Origin of the sequence: Shewanella phaeophyticola, from assembly GCF_025398315.1 — a bacterium.
Lineage (GTDB): Bacteria > Pseudomonadota > Gammaproteobacteria > Enterobacterales > Shewanellaceae > Shewanella > Shewanella phaeophyticola.
The window spans coordinates 19,532-43,247 of the sequence record NZ_JAODOQ010000001.1 but is presented as its reverse complement, the minus strand read 5'-3'; the positions used below and the strand labels follow the sequence as shown (position 1 = coordinate 43,247).

The window sequence follows — 23,716 nt, the reverse complement described above, 5'->3', positions numbered from 1 at the left end:
TATTCAGCCAATGTGAGGTACACACCAATGTTTACCGCGTTTACCCAACAACATTGTGATGCTTTACTGAGCATCAGAGCCAATGAAACCAAATTGAGTCCAGCAAGTCTTATTGGCTAATCCAAAACTGAACTTGGCTGAAAACGCTCAACTTGCAGCCAATGCCGGCGCAAGATTTGGCATCATAGCCATTGCTGAAGATATTGGTGCACGGGCAAACTTCGGTCGTGGTGGCGCGAGTGAAACCTTACACGCCTGCATGGCTCAATTTTTAAATTTACAATCAAATCGTTTTTTACACGGTAACCAATGTGCCATTATCGGCCAAATAAGTTTAACCACACAACCAGACTCAACCACCAGCGTTGATGCACTTCGTCAGGCTACAGCCGAACTTGATCAACTTGTTATTGATGCCACAAGCCAGTTATTTCAAGCAGGATTAGAACCCATTGTCATCGGTGGTGGTCACAATAATGCGTACGGGCTATTAATGGCCATTAAAGCCTACACAGGTCTTCCCGTTGCCGCGGTAAATTTAGATCCCCACAGCGATTTTAGACTCCGAGAAGGTCGTCACAGCGGTAATGGATTTAGCTACGCTGCAGCCAATGGTGCGTTAGACCATTACCATATTTTGGGGCTGCACGAGCTAAAAAATAGCGAATCGACTTTAGAGCAACTGAGTTTATTTGGCGCAACATGGCATAGTTTTCAACAAATTTGGGTGCGCAGAGAATTGCAGCTCGACACCGCATTAAAGCACATTGCAGCAGGATTAAATCAAACTCAATTACCCGTCGCGTTAGAACTCGACGTTGATGCCATTGCCAATATGCCCAGTAGCGCGGCCACATTTGCCGGTATTCCGCTTCTCGATGCCTGCCATTATGTACATTATATTGCCAAACATTGCTCGTGCAGTTACGTACACTTTGCAGAAGCCGCCCCGTCATGTCATCACGCTGGTGAAGCTGCGGGTTATTGTGACGTAGGCCAAGGGTTGAGCGAATTAATTTATGCTTATATTCAAGGACGGCTAGCTCGCTTGAATTAGAATCCACTGAAGCTATTCATTAAAGGCTAATTTTATGCTCTAATGCAGAGCAATTTTTTAGCCTTTGATGGTCATTTTTACCAAGGTTAATCGACGCGAGTTCATTGTAGCGTTCAAGATGATGTGAATTACCCATCGCGTGCGGACAAGACAACTAATTGATTGTTGTCACACTCTAGCACCACAGTGTTTCAGCAATCATTCGCAATGACTTACACTCGCACTTAATTATCGCACATTATAGGAATATACCGATGTCTGAGGGCGAACCAAAGAACACGCATTTTGGATATAAAACCGTTGAAGCAGATAAAAAAGCGGACTTAGTTGCCGATGTGTTTCACTCTGTGGCCGCTAAATACGACATTATGAATGACGTGATGTCTTTCGGTATTCACCGCTTTTGGAAGCGCCACACTATCGAAACAGCTGCTGCACGCCCAGGGATGAAAGTCCTAGATTTAGCCGGTGGCACAGGCGATTTAACGGCTAAGTTTTCACATTTAGTGGGTGACCGTGGCCAAGTGGTGTTAGCTGATATCAATGACTCTATGCTTAAAGTGGGTCGCACTAAACTGCGCGACAAAGGCATTGTTAATAACGTCAGTTATGTACAAGCAAACGCAGAAGCATTACCGTTTCCTGATAATCACTTCGACATCATTACCATTGCATTTGGTTTACGTAATGTCACAGATAAAGATGCTGCACTACGCTCAATGCAACGTGTATTAAAGCCAGGTGGCAAGCTGTTGGTACTTGAGTTTTCAACACCTAAGCATGAAATTATGCGTAAAGTGTACGACATGTATAGCTTTAAAGTATTGCCAAAAATGGGCGAGCTTATCACTAAAGACGCCGACAGCTACGAATACCTAGCCGAGTCAATTCGTATGCATCCTGATCAAGAAACCTTAAAGCAAATGATGGTAGATGCCGGTTTTGAACAGGTTGATTACACCAATATGACCGATGGCGTTGTGGCTTTACACAAAGGTTATAAGTTTTAATGGCCGTCAATCAGTTTGCTTTATTAGTTTGTGCGGCAATCGAAACCGGTTTTAATCGATTACCGCAACAAGCTAAAGATGATTATGCCAGGCAGAAATCATTGCATGGCAAAGTGATTTGCATCCAATTAAGTCAGCTCAATTGACCCATATACTTAGTGTTTGCCAAACAAATACAAGTGATGAGCCATTACGAAGGAGATGTTGCGGTTACGGTGAATGCCGATGCATCGACGTTGTACCAGTTAACCGAAGGCGCCAATTTAACTGAGTTGATCAAACAAGATAAACTCAGCTTAGAGGGTGATATTCAGCTACTGCAAACGCTGAGTTATTACCTACAGCATATTCATTTCGATTTTGCCGACCCCTTATCGCGTTATCTCGGCGATGCCCCAACCCACAAGTTAATCACAGGCGCTAAGCAACTAGGCCAAGAGATTAAACAGGTGATGCTTAAATCACGGGCACACGTGAGTCAGTTAACCACCGAAGAATACCGACTGGCACCACACAAAATTGAGATCGTACATTTTCGTGATAATCTAGAAGAGCTCGTGAGCAAAACCGAGCAAATTGAAACCAAAATAGCCAAATTAAGAGAGCAAATAACTCAATGACATTTGCAAGTATCAGGCGTGGTTACCATGTCATTAAAACCATTCTGCATTTTGGCCTAGATGACCTCATTCCTCGACACAAAAAGCCTTGGTATTTTGTCATTTTACGTAACAGCCTATTTTGGATCCGCAATAAGCACAAACGTAAATCTCCTGCTGAACGCTTAAAACTCGCCATGCAAGATCTGGGCCAGTTTACATTAAACTGGGCCAAATGCTGTCAACTCGCCGCGACTTACTCGACGACGAATGGGCTTACCAACTCGCCATGTTGCAAGACAGAGTGCCGCCGTTTGATTCAGCCCTTGCGCGTGAGGCTATAGAAGCCGAACTTGGCGCTCCTATCGACACCTATTTTGATGATTTTGACGACAATCCATTGGCGTCAGCGTCCATTTCGCAAGTGCATACCGCAGTATTAAAATCTAACGGTAAAGACGTGGTACTTAAGGTGCTGCGCCCTAACGTAGAGCAGCAAATACTGGCCGACTTACAGTTAATGACCCAAACGGCAAACTTGCTTGAAACCATACTCGGTGAAGGTAATCGTTTACGCCCAGCTGAAGTGATTGAAGATTACCAAACCACGATTTTAGGTGAGCTTAACTTAAAACTTGAAGCGCTGAATGCCATTAAATTACGCAATAACTTTATCGACTCAAATGCGCTTTATGTGCCTTTTGTCTATGAAGAACACAGCTATGAACGCTTAATGGTCATGGAGCGAATTTACGGTATTCCAGTATCAGACACCGAAGCGCTGCGTGCTCAAGGCACCAACTTTAAACTGCTTGCAGAACGTGGCGTAGAGCTGTTTTTTACCCAGGTATTTCGTGATAACTTTTTCCATGCTGACATGCATCCTGGTAACATTTTTATTAGCCGAGAACACCCAGATGACCCATTTTACATTGGTTTAGACTGCGGCATCATGGGCACCTTAACCGAGGTCGACAAACGCTACTTAGCAGAAAACTTTTTAGCCTTTTTTAATCGCGACTATCACCGTATTGCCCAACTGTATATTGAGTCGGGTTGGGTGTCTGAGCACACCGACATTATCGCCTTTGAACAGGCAGTAAAAGTAGTATGTGAGCCCATGTTTAATAAACCATTAGACGAGATTTCATTTGGCCATGTATTACTAGAACTATTTCGCACCGCACGCCACTTTGACATTGTAGTGCAGCCACAACTGGTATTACTTGAAAAAACCCTCCTTTACATCGAAGGCTTAGGTCGTCAGCTCTATCCACAATTAGATTTATGGCAAACAGCCAAACCTTTCCTTGAACAGTGGATGGCAGAGCAAGTTGGCTTTAAAGCCATGTTCAGTAAAGTAAAATCTAACGCGCCATTTTGGGCAGACAAACTGCCAGAGTTTCCAGAACTCATTTACGACAACTTAAAAGTAGGCCGTAAACTGCTGGGTACTCAACAGCAAATGCTAGATAAGTACTTGCGCTATCAACAAAAATCACACAAAAGTAATTATCTATTGATCACCTCTGCGGTATTATTGATCTGCGGCACAATTTTAATTTCACAAACAGCTACACTATGGCCTGCATATACTTGCATTGGCGCTGGTGTGTTGATTTGGGCAATAGGATGGAGATCTAGGCCAAAGAATCGTAAATTTTAGCTAGCACTAATTTATTAGAGGTTCATAATACTTAAAGAATTGGATGATATTGTAACCTTTTAACATCACGTTTTGCATAAACCATTATTTATTGAAAGAGGATAATCTTCATGGGCGGCATCAGTATTTGGCAGCTTCTAATTGTTGCGTTAATTGTCATTTTATTATTTGGTACTAAAAAACTTCGCTCTTTAGGCGGTGATTTGGGTGGAGCAGTAAAAGGCTTCAAAAATGCCATGTCACCTGAAGAAGAAAAGAAATCACTCGAAGACAAAGAGCCAGAACAAGAGCAGACTGCAGCGACTTCGCAACAGGCAGCTGAAAAGCAACCTGAATCTAAAGATAAACAGGCGTAATTTATTATGTTTGACGGTATCGGCTTTATGGAGCTGCTGCTGATTGGTATTTTGGGGCTAGTTGTTCTCGGCCCGAAAGATTACCAGTGGCGGTACGTTCGGTAACAGGTTGGATACGCGCCCTCAAGCGCATGGCTAACTCTGTCAAAGATGAACTCGAGCAAGAACTTAAAATCGAGCAGTTACATGCTGACTTAAAAAAAGCGGAAAGCAAAGGTTTAGCTAATTTATCGCCTGAGTTAAAAGAGTCGATTGATCAGTTAAAGCAAGCAGCTGAATCAGTTAATCGACCTTATAAAGTTGAAGACGATTCTCCTAAAACGCCAACCACCGAGACAGCATCGACATCGAGCACGACAGTGGAGCAACCAGCCGAAAAAACGACTGAGAACAGTTCACCTCCTAAATCTAACGGATAATTCATGTCGCAACAGCAACCGCTTATCAGCCATTTACTTGAATTACGCAATAAACTGCTTAAAGCTATTGGCAGTGTATTACTTGTATTCATTGCTATTGTGTATTGGGCAAACGATATCTATCACTACATAGCACTGCCTTTGATGCGATCGCTACCTGAAACTGGCAGCATGATTGCAACCGATGTAGCCGCGCCGTTTTTTGCCCCTTTTAAACTGACACTAGTGTTAGCATTTTTTATTGCTATCCCTTATGTACTGTATCAAATATGGTCATTTGTAGCTCCAGGGTTATACAAGCATGAAAAACGCTTGGTCGTGCCATTATTAACCAGTAGCACATTGTTGTTTTATTTAGGTATCGCGTTTGCCTACTACATTGTATTTCCTGTTGTATTTGGTTTTTTTACCAGTGTCGCCCCCGAGGGTGTACAAGTTGCAACAGACATCAGTAGTTACTTAAGCTTTATTTTAAAGCTCTTTTTTGCTTTTGGTTTGGCTTTTGAAATACCGGTAGCCGTTGTTCTATTATGCTGGGCTGGCGCAACAACACCTGATGAATTGAGGGCAAAACGCCCTTACATCGTGGTGGGTGCCTTTGTGATTGGCATGATGTTAACACCTCCCGATATTATTTCTCAGACTATGCTAGCAGTACCAATGCTGTTATTGTTTGAAGGTGGCTTGATAGCTGCGCGTTTTTACAGTAAAAAAGAAGATGAAGAAGATGACGTGCCAGAGAATGAGCACGCTGATAGCTAATAAAAATGGCCTTAATTGGCCATTTTTTTGCTTGGCCTTTTGAACGTTGCAACAAACAGTAAACTGAAACGTTCCACTGCCCTAAATAATAATAAGGAATAACAATGCGCTTATGTTTAATTGCGACTGGTATCTTATTGGTATCAGTTAATGCACAGGCCAACACTCAACTTGGCGAACAACTGTCTTTTTGCGCTCAAAAAACAGACAGCCTTGAACGTTTAATCTGTTATGACGAATTAGCCGCTAACGCTAATCCAAGCGCGAATATAAGCCTTCCTGCCGTAGCCAAAGCACCAGCCGATGCAGTTGCCGCAAATAAACCTGCTGCACCCGTTATCGCCAGTGTTCCACCTCAACCAGTCAAACCTGCCGCAATTGAAGTGCCTACTGCTGCCTCATCACCCGAACTAAGCGTCAATGATTTTGGATTACAGAAAAGAGTCATTGAAGATGAAGTCGGTCGTCTGTACTTTACCGTTGCCGATGTATCAAAAGCCCCTGGTGGTGCCCTCATAGTGACCTTAGATAACGGTCAAGTGTGGAAACAAACTAACGCTGAACGTTACAAAGTGAAAAAAGGCCATGATATTTATATTGAAACTGGTGCGCTTAATTCATTTTTAATGGGCAGTGATGAGCGTAATGCCACCACCCGAGTGAAACGTTTAAAGTAGCCTAAGCCATTTTATTCTTATGACTCAACACATCGATATCGCGGTTAACCTACTCAGCGAAAGGTTAAAGCACGACATAGATACGATCATTGATGATGCGGCAAAACAGCATGTTTCGCCGCTGATTGTTATTGGTAGCGATTTAGATGAAAGCGCTGAAGCCAACGCTGTTTGCCAACAATATCCCCAGCAGTTGTTCAGCACTGCTGGTGTTCACCCTCATCAAGCATCAACTTGGCACCCTCAAAGCCGTCAAACACTTAAACAGCTTGCTGCACAACCCAGTGTAGTTGCCATTGGTGAGTGCGGCCTTGACTATAACCGTGACTTTTCACCTAGGCCTGCTCAACGACAAGCGTTTGCCGAACAATTAGCGCTAGCTTGTGAGCTTAATATGCCGGTGTTAATGCATTGCCGCGATGCCCATCAAGACTTTATTGCCATTGTAAATGAATATCGCAGCGCATTACCTAAAGGCTTACTACATTGCTTTACCGGCAATAGAGATGAACTTGAAGATTGTTTAAATGCCGATTTATATATTGGTATAACAGGCTGGATTTGCGATGAACGCCGCGGACAAGAACTTGCACAGCTAGTGCCCTTAATCCCTAATAACCGCATAATGGCTGAAACTGACAGTCCATACTTATTGCCTCGCAGCATGCGCCCTAAACCTAAGTCGAGTAAAAACCTACCGCAATATTTACCTTATATTGTTGAGTGCATTGCAGCCTTACGCCAGCAAACACCCGATGAACTGGCGCAACATTGCTACCGCAATAGCAGTGAGTTTTTTAGTTTGAACGTCCCACCATTGATGGTTGACGATTAATGTACAGGCTTAACGGTGCAGGTTTATCATTAAAAAGCAGCTTAAGTCTTATATTGGGCTTATGTTTGTTAGTGTTAAGTCAACTCAGTTGGGCTGACTCATTACAAACAGTACCGTTAAGACTGACCTCAGATTCGATTACTAAAATTGACTTAATAGACTGGGTTTATATAAATAAAACTAACGACATAAGCCTATTCAGCAAATTATTAGAACAACCCGAACACACCTGGAAAAAGCTCCCGGCTAATCAGCCTCATAAAATGGGACTCAGTAATTATTGGCTGACATTCAGTATTTATAACCCAGACGATTACCTCACACGGATTATCGCTTTAGATAATCCACTACTCGACAGTATTGTGATTTATCACTTGATTAATGGTGAGTTAGTTGACGCGCAAAAAATGGGGGACTCACTTCCCTTCACTCATCGCCCGCTGCAAAGTAATATTTTTTTATACCCTATTGATTTACAACCCGGCGATACTCACAGGTTTTATATCAAAATAGACAGCCTAGGCAGTGTTAATACACCGATGGTGTTATGGTCACCAAATGATTTAACTCAAATAACTGAAACCAAAAACTTATATATTGGTTTGCAAATTGGATTATTAATTGCGATTAGCCTATTCAGTTTATTTATCGCCTTTGCTTCATTATCGTTCAGCTACAGTTATTATAGCGGCTATGTACTAGGGTTAACCTTACTTACAGCCAGCATACATGGTGTTTCATTCCGATATTTATGGCCTAATTGGCCATAATGCAGCAATACATCTTTACCTTTGTCATTCCATTAACATTGGGGTTTTCCTTAATGTTTACCGAAAAAGTATTACAGCTTAAATACCATAATCTCAAAATGCTGCGTATTTGCCGAGTAATGGCTTTCATGGCATTTTCGCTTGCCGCTGTAATGCCATTTATGCCATATAGCTCAGCGATTTATATCTTAGTCTTTGTCGTATTAACCGTGAGTACCATTTTAGTGACGTTTTCACTGATCCAGGCATTTGTCGGTCAACGCAATGCCACTTTATACGCCATAGGCAGAATTGCCTTATTGGTGGGTTGCATCATGACTGGCTTACTGTATCTTGGCCTGTTAAAGCTTAATATCGCACCTCACGTCCCCACCATGATAGGGCTAACTTGTGAGGTGATCATTATGGCGGGCGTGCTCGCATTACGTTACAACGACGAGCGTAAAGCCAAGTTTAAAATTCAGCAACAAGCACTGGAACAAGCACGACGAATTAAAGAAGCTCGCGAAGAAGCATTAATTGCTGAGTCTGAAAACAGTGAAAAGCTCGAGCAAATGATTCAAGAACGCACGCTAGAGTTAGAGATCACCCTAAGAGAACTTAATGAAGCAAATCAAAAGCTGACTGAACAAAATACCATTGATAGCCTTACTGGTGTTAAAAATCGCAGTGCCTTTGACCGTCGCCTCGTTGCAGAGGGCAGAATTAGCCGCCGTCAGCAAACACCAATGGCACTTTTAATGGTAGATATCGACAAATTTAAAGATATTAATGACAAGTTTGGCCATCTAACGGGTGACTACACCATTAAAATAATTGCCCAAATGCTCAATGAATATTTAAAGCGCCCAACCGATCTCGTATCACGTTTTGGTGGTGAAGAGTTTGCTATCATCCTGCCAAGTACCGAAGCTGAAGGTGCCCTACAAGTTGCCGAACAGATCCGCCAAGCAATTAGCGAATCAAAAATAGTACATAACGATAATCATATACCGTTAACAATAAGTATTGGTGTGAGTGCAGATATTATCGACAGCGATGAGCACCCTATGTTATTACTCGAGCAAGCAGATAAAGCCCTGTATCAAGCAAAACGCAGTGGCCGAAACAAAGTGTGTTATTACACCCAAGAAGCAGACCAGATTTAATCCAGGAGTCGAAATTGAATATTATTACTAGTGCCTTTCCTCAGCGCAGAATGCGCCGCATGCGTAAACATGATTTTAGCCGTCGCTTAATGTCTGAGAACACGCTAACGGCGAACGATCTTATTTACCCTATGTTTGTGCTAGAAGGCTTTCAGCGCACTGAAAAAGTCGCCTCAATGCCAGGTGTTGAACGCTACTCTATCGACTTATTATTAAAAGAAGCCGCAGAATTAGTTGAGCTAGGGATCCCACTGATTGCTCTATTCCCAGTGACACCCGTTGATAAGAAAAGCTTAATGGCTGAAGAGTCATACAACCCAGATGGCCTAGTACAACGTGCAGTACGTGAACTAAAACAAGCCTTTCCGCAATTAGGTGTGATGACAGACGTAGCGCTAGACCCGTTTACCACACACGGTCAAGACGGCATTATTGATGACACGGGGTATATCCTTAATGACATCACCACCGAAATTTTAGTTAAACAAGCCTTATCTCACGCAGAAGCTGGTGCAGATATTGTTGCACCTTCAGATATGATGGACGGCCGTATTGGCGCGATTCGCCAAGCATTAGAAGAAAATGGATTTGTGAACACCCAAATCATGGCGTACTCAGCTAAATACTCTTCAAGCTATTATGGAGCCTTTCCGTGATGCTGTTGGCTCTGCAGGCAACTTAAAAGGTGGCAACAAACATAGCTATCAAATGGATCCAGCCAATAGCGATGAAGCATTACACGAAGTCGCACTGGATATTCAAGAAGGGGCAGACATGGTGATGGTCAAACCGGGTATGCCTTATTTAGATATCGTCCGCCGGGTGAAAACTGAACTTGCCGTGCCAACGTTTGCTTATCAAGTCAGCGGTGAATACGCCATGCACATGGCCGCGATTCAAAATGGCTGGCTAGCTGAAAAAGCCATTGTGATGGAGTCATTACTGTGCTTTAAACGTGCTGGAGCAGACGGCATCTTAACTTACTTTGCCAAACGTGCTGCGCAATGGCTAAAAGAGCAAGATTAGTATCAATTGTTCAATTTAGTTTCAATGTTTAAAAATAAAGCCAATCATCTCAATGATTGGCTTTATTTTTTAGTGATCTAGCTAGCATCAACACCATCTAAGCCTTAACAGATCATTATTAGCATGCTTGAATACACGCAGGCATTATCTCCAAGTATTTTTCTTCTTAAGCGAGGCATTATCATGCACAATAACGTTAAAACATTTTTAGCCACAACCGTACTCTTTTTTAGCACACAATTATTACCAATGACCGCATCTGCAAATTCTGGTTGTGCGTTTGAAGAAGAAAACCAAGGCTTTATTGCGACATGCAGCGAGGAGAAACAAGAAGTGATTTTAACTGGCATCATTGAACCACAAACCCTAACGACCACATTACCCGGCTACGCCGATGGTTTTGCTAGTTATCAAGTTGATGCGCAAGCAGTAGCAATACTTAAAGCCATTGATGAACCAACGCAAATCACCGTTATTATTGGAACCTGGTGCCCAGATTGCCACCGTGAAACACCACACTTTATGCGCGTACTTGAAGCTGCTGCCAACCCTAATATTCAAGTTGAATACATTGGTGTTGATCGTAACAAACAAGACTCTGAAGGATTAGCCGCTAAGTATGCATTCAGTCGTATTCCAACCTTTATTGTTAAGCAGCAAGGTAATGAATTAGGCCGTATTGTTGAGCGCCCAAAAGTCACTTTAGAAGCTGACCTAGTTGAAATCTTAAAATAATTCTATTCATTAAGAATACTCAAAAAAAATAGGTCGCCATGGCGACCTATTTTTATACTGTAAATGCCCACTCACTATTTATCAAATTATTTAGCTGCTATACGATCGGCCAATAATTGCAATACGCCTTCGCGCAATGCCCCACCAGCAAGATGCAAACTGTTGATAGACAAGCTTTCAAACAACGCCGCCAGTATCGCAACACCGGCAGCAAATGTCGGAACTTGCTCAGCATCAAGGCCGCTAATGCCAGCCAAACTCGCATCACTTTGCGCCAGAATCTCTGCCCTAAAAGCCAATAAGGTCTGTTGGGTGATAATCGCTGAGCATTGTCTGTGTTGTAGCACTGACACTACTGATTGCACGGCACCAGAAGCACCAAGCACAGCCTGCCAACCCAACAACAGCAATTGCTCGCGATGTTCACCTAGCATGACATTGACGTAATCAATGGCTTGCTCAAAATCAATATTTTGTAAGGGATACTGATTAAAAAAACGTTGGTTAAATAACACGCAGCCCATAGGCACACTGGTTTTAAACAACACTTTGCTGCCATCACCAATAATAAACTCGGTACTGGCACCACCAATATCAATCACTAAACGGCGACCATCACCTTGTGTTGTTGCCACCATACCTTGATAAATTAACTCTGCTTCACGCAGACCAGAAATCACTTCGATAGGGTGTTGCAAGATGGGCAATGCGCGACGATGAAACTCATCGGCATTATTGATAACGCGTAATGTCGCCGTCGCAAATACGGCGACGTTATCAATAGGGACATGGTGCTGCTCAAGCATTGATGCAAACATGGCTAAACAATCTAAACCACGAAGCATAACGTCTTCAGACAAATTACCATCATCACCGATACCTTCAGCAAGGCGCACTTTACGTTTATATTTGGCGATAACCGTAGGTTTATGACCTACGGTTTGAGCAACTAACATATTAAAACTGTTAGATCCTAACGTTATCGCCGCATAAGGTTGAGATACGTTCGACACTGGCATTTATTGTGGTCTACGAGTCCTGTGGCGTGGTGGACGGCTATTGCCACCACTACGATGTGCACCTTTATTTGCGCCGCCATCACGGCTACGTGATGTTGGGTGCTTACGATGAATACGCACTGGTGGTGGAATATCATCTAACAAAGCGGCTTGGTCATAATTAGACACAGGAATCGAATGGGCAATATAGGTTTCAATTGCGGGTAAGTTAAGTGCGTATTCTTCACATGCAAAACTTACCGATACCCCCGTTTTACCCGCACGACCTGTACGGCCAATACGATGCACGTAATCTTCACAATCATCAGGTAAATCGTAGTTATATACGTGCGACACATCAGAGATATGTAACCCACGTGCAGCAACATCAGTCGCCACTAAAATATCTAAATCACCTGTCGTAAACTGTTCTAGAATACGGATACGTTTCTTTTGCGGCACATCGCCAGTTAACAAACCAACACGATGACCATCACCTTCTAAATAAGACCATAACTTTTCACAGCTATGTTTGGTGTTAGAAAACACAATGGCTTTGTCTGGCCAATCTTCTTCGATTAGCGTGAGCAATAAACGCATCTTGTCTTCCATCGATGGGTAGAAAATTTCCTCTTTAATGTTTTTAGAGGTTTTTTCTAACGGCGCGATTTCAACTTTTTCAGGGTCATTCATGTGATCGTAGGCTAATTCCTGCACTTTCATTGAAAGCGTGGCAGAAAAAAGCATGTTTAATCGTGACTGAGCATCAGGCATTCTGCGGAATAAAAAGCGAATGTCTTTAATAAAACCCAGGTCAAACATACGGTCAGCTTCATCAAGTACTACTGCTTGAATGTGATTTAAACTAATCACTCCCTGGCGAACGTAATCAATGATCCGTCCGGTAGTACCAATTAAAATATCAACGCCTTTGTCTAACACCTCACGCTGAGTTTCATAACTTTCGCCACCATAAACAATACCCACTTTTAGGCCAGTATGTTTAGTTAACAAGTTGGCATCTTTGGCAATTTGTATCGCTAACTCGCGGGTGGGCGCCATGATTATAGCGCGTGGTTCAGTTGCTTTGCGGCCTCTGGCGCTGCAACAGTTAACAAGTGGTTAAACGTGGCCACTAAAAAAGCCATGGTTTTACCTGTACCGGTTTGGGCTTGTCCGGCAATGTCTTTTGCTTTTAGTAAAATAGGTAAAGATAACGCCTGAATTGGCGTGCAAAACTCAAACCCGTTTTCATTTAATGCCGCAAGTACTTCAGGCTTTAAAGGGAAGTCGGCGAATTTTTGGGTCGATAAATGTGTTTGACTCATAGCACAAGCATACCTGTAGGGGTTGCAAAAAAAGATTCGATCGTTTGAAATAGCTACATTATTAAAACGGTCTCTTGAAAAGCTATTTAACTGACCCAATATACATGGTAAGCCATTAATAAACTAGCAATGGAACCAAATCTGGAGAACAACATGAGCGATAAAATTGTATACCTTAGCGATGACAGCTTCGAAAACGACGTATTAAAGTCTGATTTACCGATTTTAGTAGACTTCTGGGCTGAATGGTGTGGTCCTTGTAAAATGATTGCCCCAATCTTAAATGACGTTGCTGATGAGTATGCAGGCAAGTTGACAGTGGCTAAATTAAATGTTGACCAAAACAATGTGTCACCAGCTAAGTATGGCGTGCGCGGTATTCCTACATTGCTTATGTTTAAAGGTGGCGAGCTAGTGGCAACTAAGGTTGGCGCACTCTCTAAAACACAATTAAAAGAGTTCATTGACGCTAAAATCTAAGCATTAATTGTCTTAAAAGTGTTAAACGGCACAAGTTTTATACAATTTGTGCCGTTTTTAGATCAAAATTAGTCTAAATTTCTGGACGGACAAGTCATATAGTGCTAATTTATTCATCAGATTTTTTCAAATAACCTTTCTCGTTTATCAATCATATATTTCTTTTCAACCTTACTGATTGATTACGGTAAGCTTCGTCGCGTAATACAAGACTCCCATACATGAATTTAACAGAATTAAAAGACACGCCCATTTCGGATCTAGTTTCTCTTGCTGAAAGCATGAAATTAGACAATATGGCTCGTACTCGTAAGCAAGATATTATCTTCTCTATTTTAAAAGCTCACGCTAAAAGCGGAGAAGACATCTTCGGTGGCGGTGTATTAGAAATCCTCCAAGACGGATTCGGGTTTTTAAGAAGTTCAGACGGCTCATACCTTGCGGATCCTGATGATATCTACGTATCGCCAAGCCAAATTCGCCGCTTTAACATGCGCACCGGTGACACCATTTTTGGTAAAATACGCCCGCCCAAAGAAGGCGAAAGATATTTCGCACTGTTAAAAGTCAACGAAGTTAACTTTGATAAGCCAGAAAGCTCTCGTAATAAAATCCTGTTTGAAAACTTAACCCCACTGCATGCAGAAGAACGTCTTCGCATGGAGCGTGGTAATGGTTCAACTGAAGATATTACCTCTCGAATTCTTGATCTTTGTTCGCCTATCGGTAAAGGTCAACGTGGTTTGATTGTAGCGCCGCCTAAAGCGGGTAAAACCTTATTACTGCAAAACATTGCCCAAAGTATTACTTACAACAACCCAGATGTAGTGTTGATGGTATTGCTTATCGATGAACGTCCTGAAGAAGTAACCGAAATGCAACGCATGGTTAAAGGAGAGGTCATAGCCTCTACCTTTGATGAGCCTGCAAGCCGTCATGTACAAGTTGCTGAAATGGTTATCGAGAAAGCCAAGCGTTTAGTTGAGCACAAAAAGGACGTGGTGATTTTGTTAGACTCTATCACTCGTTTAGCTCGTGCTTACAACACCGTTATCCCATCGTCGGGTAAAGTATTAACCGGTGGTGTTGACGCTAACGCCCTGCACCGCCCTAAGCGTTTCTTTGGTGCTGCGCGTAACATTGAACACGGTGGCAGCTTAACCATTATTGCAACTGCATTGGTTGATACCGGCTCGAAAATGGACGAAGTAATTTACGAAGAATTTAAAGGTACAGGTAACCAAGAGTTACACCTTTCTCGTAAAGCAGCTGAAAAACGTGTTTTCCCAGCGATTGACTTCAACCGCTCTGGTACACGTCGTGAAGAAAAACTCACGACGCCAGATGAGCTTCAGAAAATGTGGATTTTACGTAAAATTCTACATCCAATGGATGAAGTTGCAGCAATGGAGTTCTTAATTGATAAATTGGCGATGACCAAAACCAATGAAGAGTTCTTTACTGCGATGAAACGCGCTAAGTCTTAATAAGATTAGATATTACAGATAAAAATGCCGCCAATGACAATTAGCGGCATTTTTTTATGTTTAAATCATGGTGACTAACTAAAACCATGCCTAGAGCGGACTTCGTCCTGATAGTACGCTTCGTTGCTATAAAAGCTAGCTTGTATCGTCTCAAGTCGGACATCTTCCTGCTTTTAAAGCTTTAGCTTGTATAGTATCTAGCAGCGAAGCACTTTAGCATCTCGCTGCGAGCCTTTGTGCTCCCCCGCTATACTGCTGCCATTTTTCGACGAAGATAAGCAATTTGTTGCATATGAGGTAAATCTTTAGGGCATGTATCCTGGCAGCCCAACAAGGTCATACAACCAAATACCCCATCTTGATTACCGATAACATGATAAAAATCATCACTGGTGCGACTGTCACGACTGTCGAGTTCAAAGCGGGCAATTTTCATTAACCCTACCGCACCCACAAAGGTGTCACGCATTTGCTTAGTTGCACACGCCGATACACACACGCCACATTCTACGCAACGCTCAAGTTCATATAGTTTGGCGGCTTCTTCTGGCGCCATAGGCGCTTCAATGCGATGAATGTCCATGTCGGTGTCATTAGGCTGTAACCACAACTGCAAACGTTCAGCTAATTCACGCATAAATTTACCGGTGTTGACAGATAAATCACCAATCAACTCAAACCCTGGTAAAGGCATTAAACTTATTTCAGCGCTTGGGAAATTCGCCGTTAGGGTACGGCAAGCCAGTGTCGGCTTACCATTAATCACCATGGCGCAACTGCCACAAATACCCGCACGACAAACAAAGTCAAATTGCAGCGATGGGTCCTGCGTCTCGCGTATTTTATTTAATGCTATAAATACCGTCATACCTGGGGTTTCGGTAATATAATAATTCACCATTTTCGGCTTATCGTTAGGATCTTGTGGATCATATCGAAATATTGAAAACGTCAATTGACGGGCTTGGCTCATTTGGCAGGATCTCCTTTAACATCGACGTTATCAAACAATCTTTGGTTGGCTGGCATAAAATCATCGGGTAACGCATAAGGCATAATGGCCGCTTGTCTTGCCACGCGATCACTTGGGTTATCTAAATCCGCCAATATTTGCTCAATTTGCTGTTGGCGTATCACGGTATCAGGATGAACAATGGCATTGTTAGTACCATAACCTCGATATCCTGGAGGTAACTCCATAGACAGCACATCGATGGGTTCATAGCTTAACGTTGGCACTAATGCGTTTTCATCTGGCCATGAGCTGAGCGTACGATTAAGCCAATCACGGTCATTTCGCTCAGGATAATCTTCACGCGAATGCGCTCCACGGCTTTCTGTACGAGCATGAGCACCGCTAGCCACAGTTAACGCAACCTTCAACATGCGTTTCACTCTTAACGCGTCGACTAACTCAGGGTTAGCGTGACGCTTTTTACACGTTAAGCCGATATTACGTGAGCGCTTAAGTAGTTCACTTAGCTCATTAACAGCTTGCTCAAGCTGAGTGCCATTACGGAAAATACCTACGTAATCCATCATAATTCGCAGCATTTCTTGCTTGATTGTCATTGCTTTTTCAGTGCCACCACCGTCAATCAATTCAGTAATTTCACTGTCTATTTGCTGACCAAACTCCTCAATTAATTTGGTATCAATGGTTAAGGTTGCTTGTTGGCAAAAATCTGCCACATATTGACCAATGATCATTCCGCCCACTACAGCTTCAGCTAACGAGTTACCGCCTAAACGATTAAAACCATGCATATCCCAACACGCAGCTTCACCGACGCTAAAGAGTCCTGATAACTGCGGGCTTTCACCATTAGCTTTAGTGCGAATTCCGCCCATTGAATAATGCTGTGTTGGCCTCACAGGGATCCATTCTGTCACAGGGTCAATGCCTAAGAAGTGCTGACAGATCTCTTTGACCTCACGCAAATTGGTATCGATGTGTTTCTTGCCCAACAAAGTGATGTCTAACCATAAATGAGATTCATAAGGGCTATCAACGCCCTTGCCTTTGCGGATATGTTCGGTCATTCGTCGTGATACAACATCGCGCGAGGCGAGCTCTTTTTTATCGGGCTCGTAATCAGGCATAAAGCGGTGGCCATCTTTGTCACGTAATACACCACCGTCACCACGACATCCTTCTGTGGTTAAAATCCCCACCGGCACAATGGCTGTCGGGTGAAACTGGACCGCTTCCATATTACCTAATGTCGCGACACCGGTTTCTAGCGCTAACGCCTGACCAATGCCTTCGCAAATAATCGCATTGGTCGACACTTCATAAATACGGCCATAACCACCGGTCGCAATCGTTGTCGACTTAGCAACATAAGCCCTTATTTCGCCGGTAATTAAACAGCGAGCAATCACGCCATGACACCGTTTGCCATCATGGATAATTTTCAGCGCCTCCATGCGCTCATGAACTGGAATGCCCATTGAGATCGCACGGTTATCGACAGCGTATAATAATGAATGCCCAGTTCCATCGGCGGTATAACAAGTACGCCACTTTTGAGTACCACCAAAATCACGAGCGTTAATTAAGCCATGGGCTTCTTTTGCCTCGGTTAAGGTCACTTTTTGCGCATTAACGATAACCTCACGGTCACCTTGGCTCACTCGGCTCCACGGCACGCCCCAATGGGCTAATTCGCGTACGGCTTTAGGCGCACAATGGGTAAACATTCGGGCAACTTGCTGATCGCAGCCCCAATCAGACCCTTTAACTGTATCTTGAAAATGCACATCCTCATTGTCGCCCATTCCTTTTACAGTATTAGCTAAACTGGCCTGCATACCGCCTTGCGCGGCAACAGAATGAGAGCGTTTAGCCGGAATAAGTGACAGTACTATGGTATCAAGCCCACGTTCTTTAGACGCGATCGCGACCCTAAGGCCAGCCAAACCAGCCCCGACGACTAAGGAATCGGTATAAATAATTTTCACAACATATCCTTATTACAAACCAGGCACAAAAGGCACCACAGGCAAACTCAATGAACGACCAATAATGATATAAGCCACTAGACTCGCAACACCCAACACCATTAAATAAGCCAGCATAACTTTAGCTAACTTTAATAATGCAAAGCGTTGAGTGATCAGACCCCATTTAACCGAAACCCGATACAAACCAAATATGGCGTGTATTGTGACCGCCGGTAATAGCAACACATACAACACCCAAGCATTTTGATACACCACTCGCTCAGCTGATAAATGTGGACCAATTTCAGGGTTAGTGATCATGGTAAACAGGTGCACAGGCACTAAGAAAAACAGTAAAAATCCACTGACCATTTGCCAGAACCAGATTTTGGTATCTTCATGGGGTAAAAATTTCATCTGTTGACGCAGGGCACGCCACTGGCCAATTTGGGTAGGAAAACGCCTTAATGCAAACACGGCATGAATAAGCACAACCAATAACATTACGACAGAAAAAATCTGCGTAAGAATAGGAAAACCATGCCCGGTTTCACTAAAAATACCGCCTTCGAGAAATTGCGCTACCTGATAAAAAGCCTCTTTACCCAGTAAAATACTCGACTCAAAATGCAAATGCATAATAAGGAACAAACCGAGTAACACACCCGAGGCACTTTGCAATCTATCTGCTCGAGCCGCCCAAATAGGATGAGAAAATCCTTTGGCGGTATAACGACTCAAAATATTTTTTGCAGGTAGAGGGTTTACGGCCATAAACATTACATCCTGTGCTGACACAATAAGAGATCATGAACATAGCAAGTCTTTCAACGCTACAGCACTGTTCGCAAAAAAATACGTGACAACGCTCACTATTATTTACAGTTAGTTAGACACTGGTCACAAATACAGCGCAATTCGCCTACAGGGTTTTACAAATAAGGTAGATAAACTGTCGACGAAAACGCACAAAGGCAGGTGGTTTGGGTATAATAGTCGCCAATTACATTGTTTTATTATCGATTAGGAATATTCCATGGCTTGGATCCAATTGCGCATTCACACCCATCGCGACCATGCAGATATGCTTGGTGACTTATTAATGGATCAAGGTTCCGTTTCCATCACTTATGAAGATGGGCAAGACGAGCCGATTTTTGAGCCTAAATTAGGCGAAACCCCACTGTGGCAAGACACCATCTTAATCGCCTTATTTGATGCCGAAACTGACTTAGCACCGACTATCGAGTTTTTAGAAAACATGCCATTTTTAGGCAAAGGTTTTACCCATAAAATAGAACAAGTTGAAGACAAAGACTGGGTACGCGAGTGGATGGACAGTTTCCACCCAATTCAATTTGGTCAACGCCTATGGATTTGCCCAAGCTGGCGTGAAATCCCTGACCCAGCAGCGGTTAACGTTATCTTAGATCCCGGCCTCGCTTTTGGTACCGGTACTCACCCGACTACAGCCTTATGTTTAGAATGGCTAGACAGCCTAGATTTAGCCGATCAAGAAGTGATCGACTTTGGTTGTGGTTCAGGTATTTTGGCCATTGCAGCCATTAAGCTCGGGCCAAAAAGGTCACGGGCGTTGATATTGATTACCAGGCGATTGATGCCTCAACGGCCAATGCCGAGCGCAACGATGTCGCCGACAAATTAGCCTTATATTTACCAGAGAACCAACCAGAAAATCTACAAGCAGATGTATTGGTTGCCAACATTCTGGCTGGGCCACTCAAAGAGTTAGCGCCATTGATTGCAGAAAAAGTCAAAACAGGCGGCAAGCTAGCATTATCAGGTTTACTTCAGGAACAAGCACAAGAAGTGTCTGACTTTTACAGCCAATGGTTTGATATGGACCCAGTTTGTCATAAAGAAGACTGGAGTCGTCTAAGCGGGATCCGCAAATAAATTCGTTACACGCTGTTGACGATTGCAATATAAGTCGGTTGTTTTATATACAAAACAACCGACTACATTTTTTTACATTATGAGCTTTATTTTTTAACAAAATCATTTCTGCTTTTTTACAGTCTATTTGATGTTTTTTACAGCCGAATTAACCTAAAAAAAACATGCGTCAATAAAAAAGGTGAGCTACAGCTCGCACCAGCACTCATACATCACAAAAAAATGCTAATTATTAGTCAAAGTTGTGACAGCCAATAAAAGTCAAGCAAAAAAGTTGCATTTAGGTCATTTATTGACCTTTTCATGGCCGTCAAAAAGGGCTACTATAGCGCCCCTTTGAAGAGCAAGGTGAAGTTCGCAATGCAAATTGGCTCGTATCAACTGTCGAATCAGCTGATTGTGGCACCAATGGCAGGTGTCACCGATCAAGCCTTTCGAAATCTCTGTTTACGTTATGGCGCTGCCTTAGCAGTATCAGAAATGCTTTCATCAAATCCTGAAGTTTGGGACAGCGATAAAAGCCGCCAGCGCATGACGCATTCTGGTGAAGAAGGTGTACGCTCCGTACAAATTGCAGGTGCAGATCCTGAATTAATGGCCAATGCCGCAAAGTTCAACGTTGAACAAGGCGCGCACATCATTGATATCAATATGGGCTGCCCCGCAAAGAAAGTGAATAAAAAGTTTGCTGGCTCAGCGCTGATGCAAAGCCCCGACTTAGTCAAAGATATTTTGCAAGCCGTGGTGAGTGCCGTCGATGTGCCTGTAACGTTAAAGATTCGCACAGGTTGGGAACCTGAACATCGTAATGGTGTTGAAATAGCTAAGATAGCTGAAGATTGTGGCATCGTCTCGTTAGCCGTACACGGCCGAACGAGACAATGCATGTACAAAGGTTTTGCCGAGTACGACACCATCAAAGCCATCAAGCAAAATGTCTCAATTCCTGTTGTCGCCAACGGGGATATCGACAGTCCGGAAAAGGCCAAGTTTGTGCTTGACTACACCGGTGCCGATGCCCTGATGATAGGAAGAGGTGCACAAGGAAGGCCTGGATTTTTAAAGAAATCCTACATTACTTGGAAACAGGTGAAAAGTTAGCGCCAATTAAGGAAGACGAGCAACGCACTGTGATGCTTGAACACCTTAACAAACTTTACAACTTATATGGCGAGTACAAAGGTGTCCGATTTGCTAGAAAGCATGTCGGGTGGTACCTAAACCTTGAGGAACAGCGCCAATTTCGTGCTGACTTCAATCGGCTTGAAACCGCTGCCCAGCAACATTCCCTCGTAGAATGTTATTTTGATGAATTAGTTTAGAATTTAATAAAGAGCAGAATAGAATGTTTGATCAGACAACTAACACAGAAGTTCACCAGCTTACCGTAGGCAAAATTGAAACAGCAAACGGCACTATCAAGCCGCAGTTATTACGTGACGCAGTTAAACGTGCCGTAACTAACTTCTTCTCTCAGTTAGACGGTCAGGAAGCTTCTGAAGTATATGAAATGGTATTGTGCGAAGTAGAAGCGCCTTTACTAGACATCATTATGCAACACACTCGTGGCAACCAAACGCGCGCTGCTAATATGTTAGGTATCAACCGTGGTACTTTACGTAAGAAATTAAAGAAATACGGCATGAACTAAGAAGTAATTCTTAATTTGTTGTATTAAAACGGGTTTCTCAGCAATGAGAAGCCCGTTTTGTTTCTTGAACCCACGAATGAACCCACTGTTAGTGCTTTACACGCATTAGTTTTTATCTTGCTTGCTTATATTCCACTAACTTTATAGAGTATATTTTTTATACTCGTTAGTTAGGTACTAATAAAATTGAGATGGATATTAACGTCTAGAAGGAAATGGACAAATGGACATATTAGATAAGTATCAACTCAAGGAATGGTGGGTTGAATCATTAACAGTAAGCCAAAGGAACCAAGTTTCTAATAACTACCGTCCGATGGGATTACCTGTTAGTGATACCCCTTGTCTATACCAAAATGTAGATAAGACATATTTTAATGATGGCTTTGGTAAATTAAGTCTGTTACTCACATTGTCACACGTCGCAGAGTCCCCAGCAAAAGAAATACTCAAGGCCAAAGCAGAAAGCGAGCTTACTAAAAGTAATACGTCAGCAAATATAAATCTTATCGACACTCATCTAGCTCTTGCATCACTTATCCAACATCATTATTCATTAAGGGCTGATAACAAACATTATGAAAAAGCGAAAGAGCTTTGCCTAATGCAAATTTCTTTTGCTAACAAAGTTGCCAAAAAATTTCGTCACCCTGAAAAACCTACAGAGCTAAAACGATTGCATAAAATAACTGGGATTAGACATCCTTATTACGATGAACCACAAATGCTACCTTCACATACAGGCTATAAACAGCTAGCAATTATTCTTGAAAAAGAAGGAGATATAAAAAGTGCTATTAAACTTTCAGAAAAGGCATTAAAACAAGGTTGGACAGATGATTATGATAAACGCTTAGTTAGATTAAATAAAAAACTAGCAAAAATACAATAATTTTTATTTACAATGACTTAATAAAAATCAGCTTTGTTAAATTAATTTATTTCCACTTTTTTAAAAAATAATCGGAATAGAATCTGTCGTTGTCTCGTTATCACTGTGCCAATCACGACAACAACGAGGGAACTACAATGAACACATTATTCAAACAAACTTTAATCGCATTGGCCTGTTTTTCAACGGTGGCCATGAGTGCTGAAATGTCAGTTTCAACCTCAACATCTGCACAAGCTGATGTACAATTTAACCAAGGCCAATCAACACAAATGAGTGCCAGTGTTAATCTTCAAAATAGTCACAAAACTGAAGCATTTAATGATACCGCAACGTCTGATACCGTCACTGAAAGCAGCACTGATATGAGCGCAGAGCAAACTGCGGCTAATGACACTGACAGCGCTGAATCGAGCGAAACAAATGACTCAGCATCAATGACGGCTGAATCATCCACATCAGCTAACGGCGAATTAACACTATCAATGCCGACAGAAACGCTAACGGCGGTCAACTCATCAGTTGACACAACAATCGCTAATGTCGGTTCTGTGTCTCAAATGGCAAGCTCTCAACTTAACGACTTAACTAATGGTTCGCTGACATTGGCAACTGAACTTAGCGGTCAAACTGCTTCTACGGCAGGATTGGCAGCGTCACAAACGTTAACATCAGCGTCCACTGCTGTTATCACCTCAGCTGATACATCTGCCCAATTAACCAGAGGGAAGTAAAAATGCGCTCAGTGGTTGTGGCAGCACAACCGCTGCGCCGCAATATAAGCAAGCAGAAGGATATCGTTACCTTGAGCACAAGCTTACCGATAATTATTATTTGCTTAGCATTACCAGCAAACACAAGGCTGATTTACTGATTAATGCACAAACTCAAGCGTCCATACTCACCGAGCAATTGGGTTTTAACTAGTATATTATTGTCGAACAAAATGGTCCCGAT

15 protein-coding genes and 9 pseudogenes are annotated in these 23,716 nt (G+C 42.6%); 19 read left to right on the top strand and 5 right to left on the bottom strand.

Going from position 1 to position 23,716, the window contains the following annotated elements; all coding sequences use genetic code 11:
* The first annotated feature begins 27 nt into the window (after window positions 1–27).
* The 12 genes and pseudogenes from N4T56_RS00205 to N4T56_RS00145 all read left to right on the top strand — a co-directional run bounded on the left by N4T56_RS00205 (window position 28) and on the right by N4T56_RS00145 (window position 11,060).
* Window positions 28–1,057 (top strand): annotated as a pseudogene (locus N4T56_RS00205) (formimidoylglutamase).
* Between the two features lie 254 nt (window positions 1,058–1,311).
* On the top strand, window positions 1,312–2,067 hold the full coding sequence (ubiE, locus tag N4T56_RS00200) for a bifunctional demethylmenaquinone methyltransferase/2-methoxy-6-polyprenyl-1,4-benzoquinol methylase UbiE (protein ID WP_261731809.1): 756 nt from the start codon (window positions 1,312–1,314) through the stop codon (window positions 2,065–2,067).
* Window positions 2,067–2,687 (top strand): annotated as a pseudogene (locus tag N4T56_RS00195) (ubiquinone biosynthesis accessory factor UbiJ). The gene ubiE and the pseudogene N4T56_RS00195 overlap by 1 nt, the downstream one beginning before the upstream one ends.
* Window positions 2,684–4,332 (top strand): annotated as a pseudogene (gene ubiB, locus N4T56_RS00190) (ubiquinone biosynthesis regulatory protein kinase UbiB). The pseudogenes N4T56_RS00195 and ubiB overlap by 4 nt, the downstream one beginning before the upstream one ends.
* A 110-nt stretch (window positions 4,333–4,442) precedes the next feature.
* Entirely contained in the window at window positions 4,443–4,688 is a 246-nt protein-coding gene (gene tatA / locus N4T56_RS00185; protein ID WP_188918910.1) for a Sec-independent protein translocase subunit TatA, read from the top strand.
* Between the two features lie 6 nt (window positions 4,689–4,694).
* Window positions 4,695–5,107, top strand: a pseudogene (gene tatB / locus N4T56_RS00180) (Sec-independent protein translocase protein TatB).
* Between the two features lie 3 nt (window positions 5,108–5,110).
* Window positions 5,111–5,869, top strand: a complete 759-nt coding sequence (gene tatC / locus N4T56_RS00175) for a twin-arginine translocase subunit TatC (protein WP_261731808.1) — start codon at window positions 5,111–5,113, stop codon at window positions 5,867–5,869.
* Between the two features lie 104 nt (window positions 5,870–5,973).
* Window positions 5,974–6,546, top strand: a complete 573-nt coding sequence (locus N4T56_RS00170; protein WP_261731807.1) for a hypothetical protein — start codon at window positions 5,974–5,976, stop codon at window positions 6,544–6,546.
* A gap of 19 nt (window positions 6,547–6,565) precedes the next feature.
* On the top strand, window positions 6,566–7,381 hold the full coding sequence (locus N4T56_RS00165; RefSeq protein ID WP_261731806.1) for a TatD family hydrolase: 816 nt from the start codon (window positions 6,566–6,568) through the stop codon (window positions 7,379–7,381).
* Window positions 7,381–9,299: pseudogene (locus tag N4T56_RS22620) on the top strand (sensor domain-containing diguanylate cyclase). The gene N4T56_RS00165 and the pseudogene N4T56_RS22620 overlap by 1 nt, the downstream one beginning before the upstream one ends.
* A 14-nt stretch (window positions 9,300–9,313) precedes the next feature.
* Window positions 9,314–10,325 (top strand): annotated as a pseudogene (gene hemB, locus N4T56_RS00150) (porphobilinogen synthase).
* Window positions 10,326–10,508: 183 nt separating this feature from the next.
* Entirely contained in the window at window positions 10,509–11,060 is a 552-nt protein-coding gene (locus tag N4T56_RS00145) for a thioredoxin family protein (RefSeq protein WP_261731803.1), read from the top strand.
* Between the two features lie 86 nt (window positions 11,061–11,146).
* On the opposite strand, the gene N4T56_RS00140 is transcribed toward N4T56_RS00145, so the two are convergent.
* Both N4T56_RS00140 and rhlB read right to left on the bottom strand, forming a co-directional pair.
* A complete protein-coding gene (locus tag N4T56_RS00140) occupies window positions 11,147–12,079 on the bottom strand; it encodes a Ppx/GppA phosphatase family protein (protein WP_261731802.1) in 933 nt (310 codons plus the stop codon).
* Window positions 12,080–13,386, bottom strand: a pseudogene (gene rhlB / locus N4T56_RS00135) (ATP-dependent RNA helicase RhlB).
* A 153-nt stretch (window positions 13,387–13,539) separates the two neighbouring features.
* Between rhlB and trxA the strand changes: the two are divergent.
* Window positions 13,540–13,866 carry a thioredoxin TrxA gene (trxA, locus tag N4T56_RS00130; protein ID WP_188918930.1) on the top strand — a complete coding sequence of 109 codons (327 nt, stop codon included), beginning with the start codon at window positions 13,540–13,542 and terminating at the stop codon, window positions 13,864–13,866.
* Between the two features lie 221 nt (window positions 13,867–14,087).
* The gene (gene rho, locus N4T56_RS00125; RefSeq protein WP_261731801.1) at window positions 14,088–15,353 is read left to right on the top strand and encodes a transcription termination factor Rho; all 1,266 of its coding nucleotides are present in this window, start codon (window positions 14,088–14,090) and stop codon (window positions 15,351–15,353) included.
* A gap of 247 nt (window positions 15,354–15,600) precedes the next feature.
* Here the strand turns inward: rho and N4T56_RS00120 are convergent, their stop codons facing one another.
* Genes N4T56_RS00120 through N4T56_RS00110 form a run of 3 tightly spaced genes read right to left on the bottom strand, consistent with a single transcriptional unit; the run spans window position 15,601 to window position 19,073 of the window.
* Entirely contained in the window at window positions 15,601–16,326 is a 726-nt protein-coding gene (locus tag N4T56_RS00120) for a fumarate reductase iron-sulfur subunit (protein WP_261731800.1), read from the bottom strand.
* Window positions 16,323–18,317 (bottom strand): fumarate reductase flavoprotein subunit, encoded by a 1,995-nt coding sequence (locus N4T56_RS00115; RefSeq protein ID WP_261731799.1) that lies wholly within the window; start codon window positions 18,315–18,317, stop codon window positions 16,323–16,325. Before N4T56_RS00115 ends, N4T56_RS00120 begins: the two co-directional genes overlap by 4 nt.
* A 12-nt stretch (window positions 18,318–18,329) precedes the next feature.
* A complete protein-coding gene (locus tag N4T56_RS00110; protein WP_261731798.1) occupies window positions 18,330–19,073 on the bottom strand; it encodes a fumarate reductase cytochrome b subunit in 744 nt (247 codons plus the stop codon).
* 262 nt (window positions 19,074–19,335) lie between these two features.
* On the opposite strand from N4T56_RS00110, the pseudogene prmA reads away from it, so the two are divergent.
* From prmA to N4T56_RS00085, 5 genes and pseudogenes are all read left to right on the top strand, one after another.
* Window positions 19,336–20,216: pseudogene (gene prmA / locus N4T56_RS00105) on the top strand (50S ribosomal protein L11 methyltransferase).
* A gap of 360 nt (window positions 20,217–20,576) precedes the next feature.
* Window positions 20,577–21,538, top strand: a pseudogene (gene dusB / locus N4T56_RS00100) (tRNA dihydrouridine synthase DusB).
* Between the two features lie 23 nt (window positions 21,539–21,561).
* A complete protein-coding gene (gene fis / locus N4T56_RS00095) occupies window positions 21,562–21,867 on the top strand; it encodes a DNA-binding transcriptional regulator Fis (RefSeq protein WP_011635942.1) in 306 nt (101 codons plus the stop codon).
* A 223-nt stretch (window positions 21,868–22,090) separates the two neighbouring features.
* Window positions 22,091–22,759 (top strand): hypothetical protein, encoded by a 669-nt coding sequence (locus N4T56_RS00090; protein ID WP_261731797.1) that lies wholly within the window; start codon window positions 22,091–22,093, stop codon window positions 22,757–22,759.
* 137 nt (window positions 22,760–22,896) lie between these two features.
* Entirely contained in the window at window positions 22,897–23,493 is a 597-nt protein-coding gene (locus tag N4T56_RS00085) for a hypothetical protein (protein ID WP_261731796.1), read from the top strand.
* Window positions 23,494–23,716: the final 223 nt, after the last annotated feature.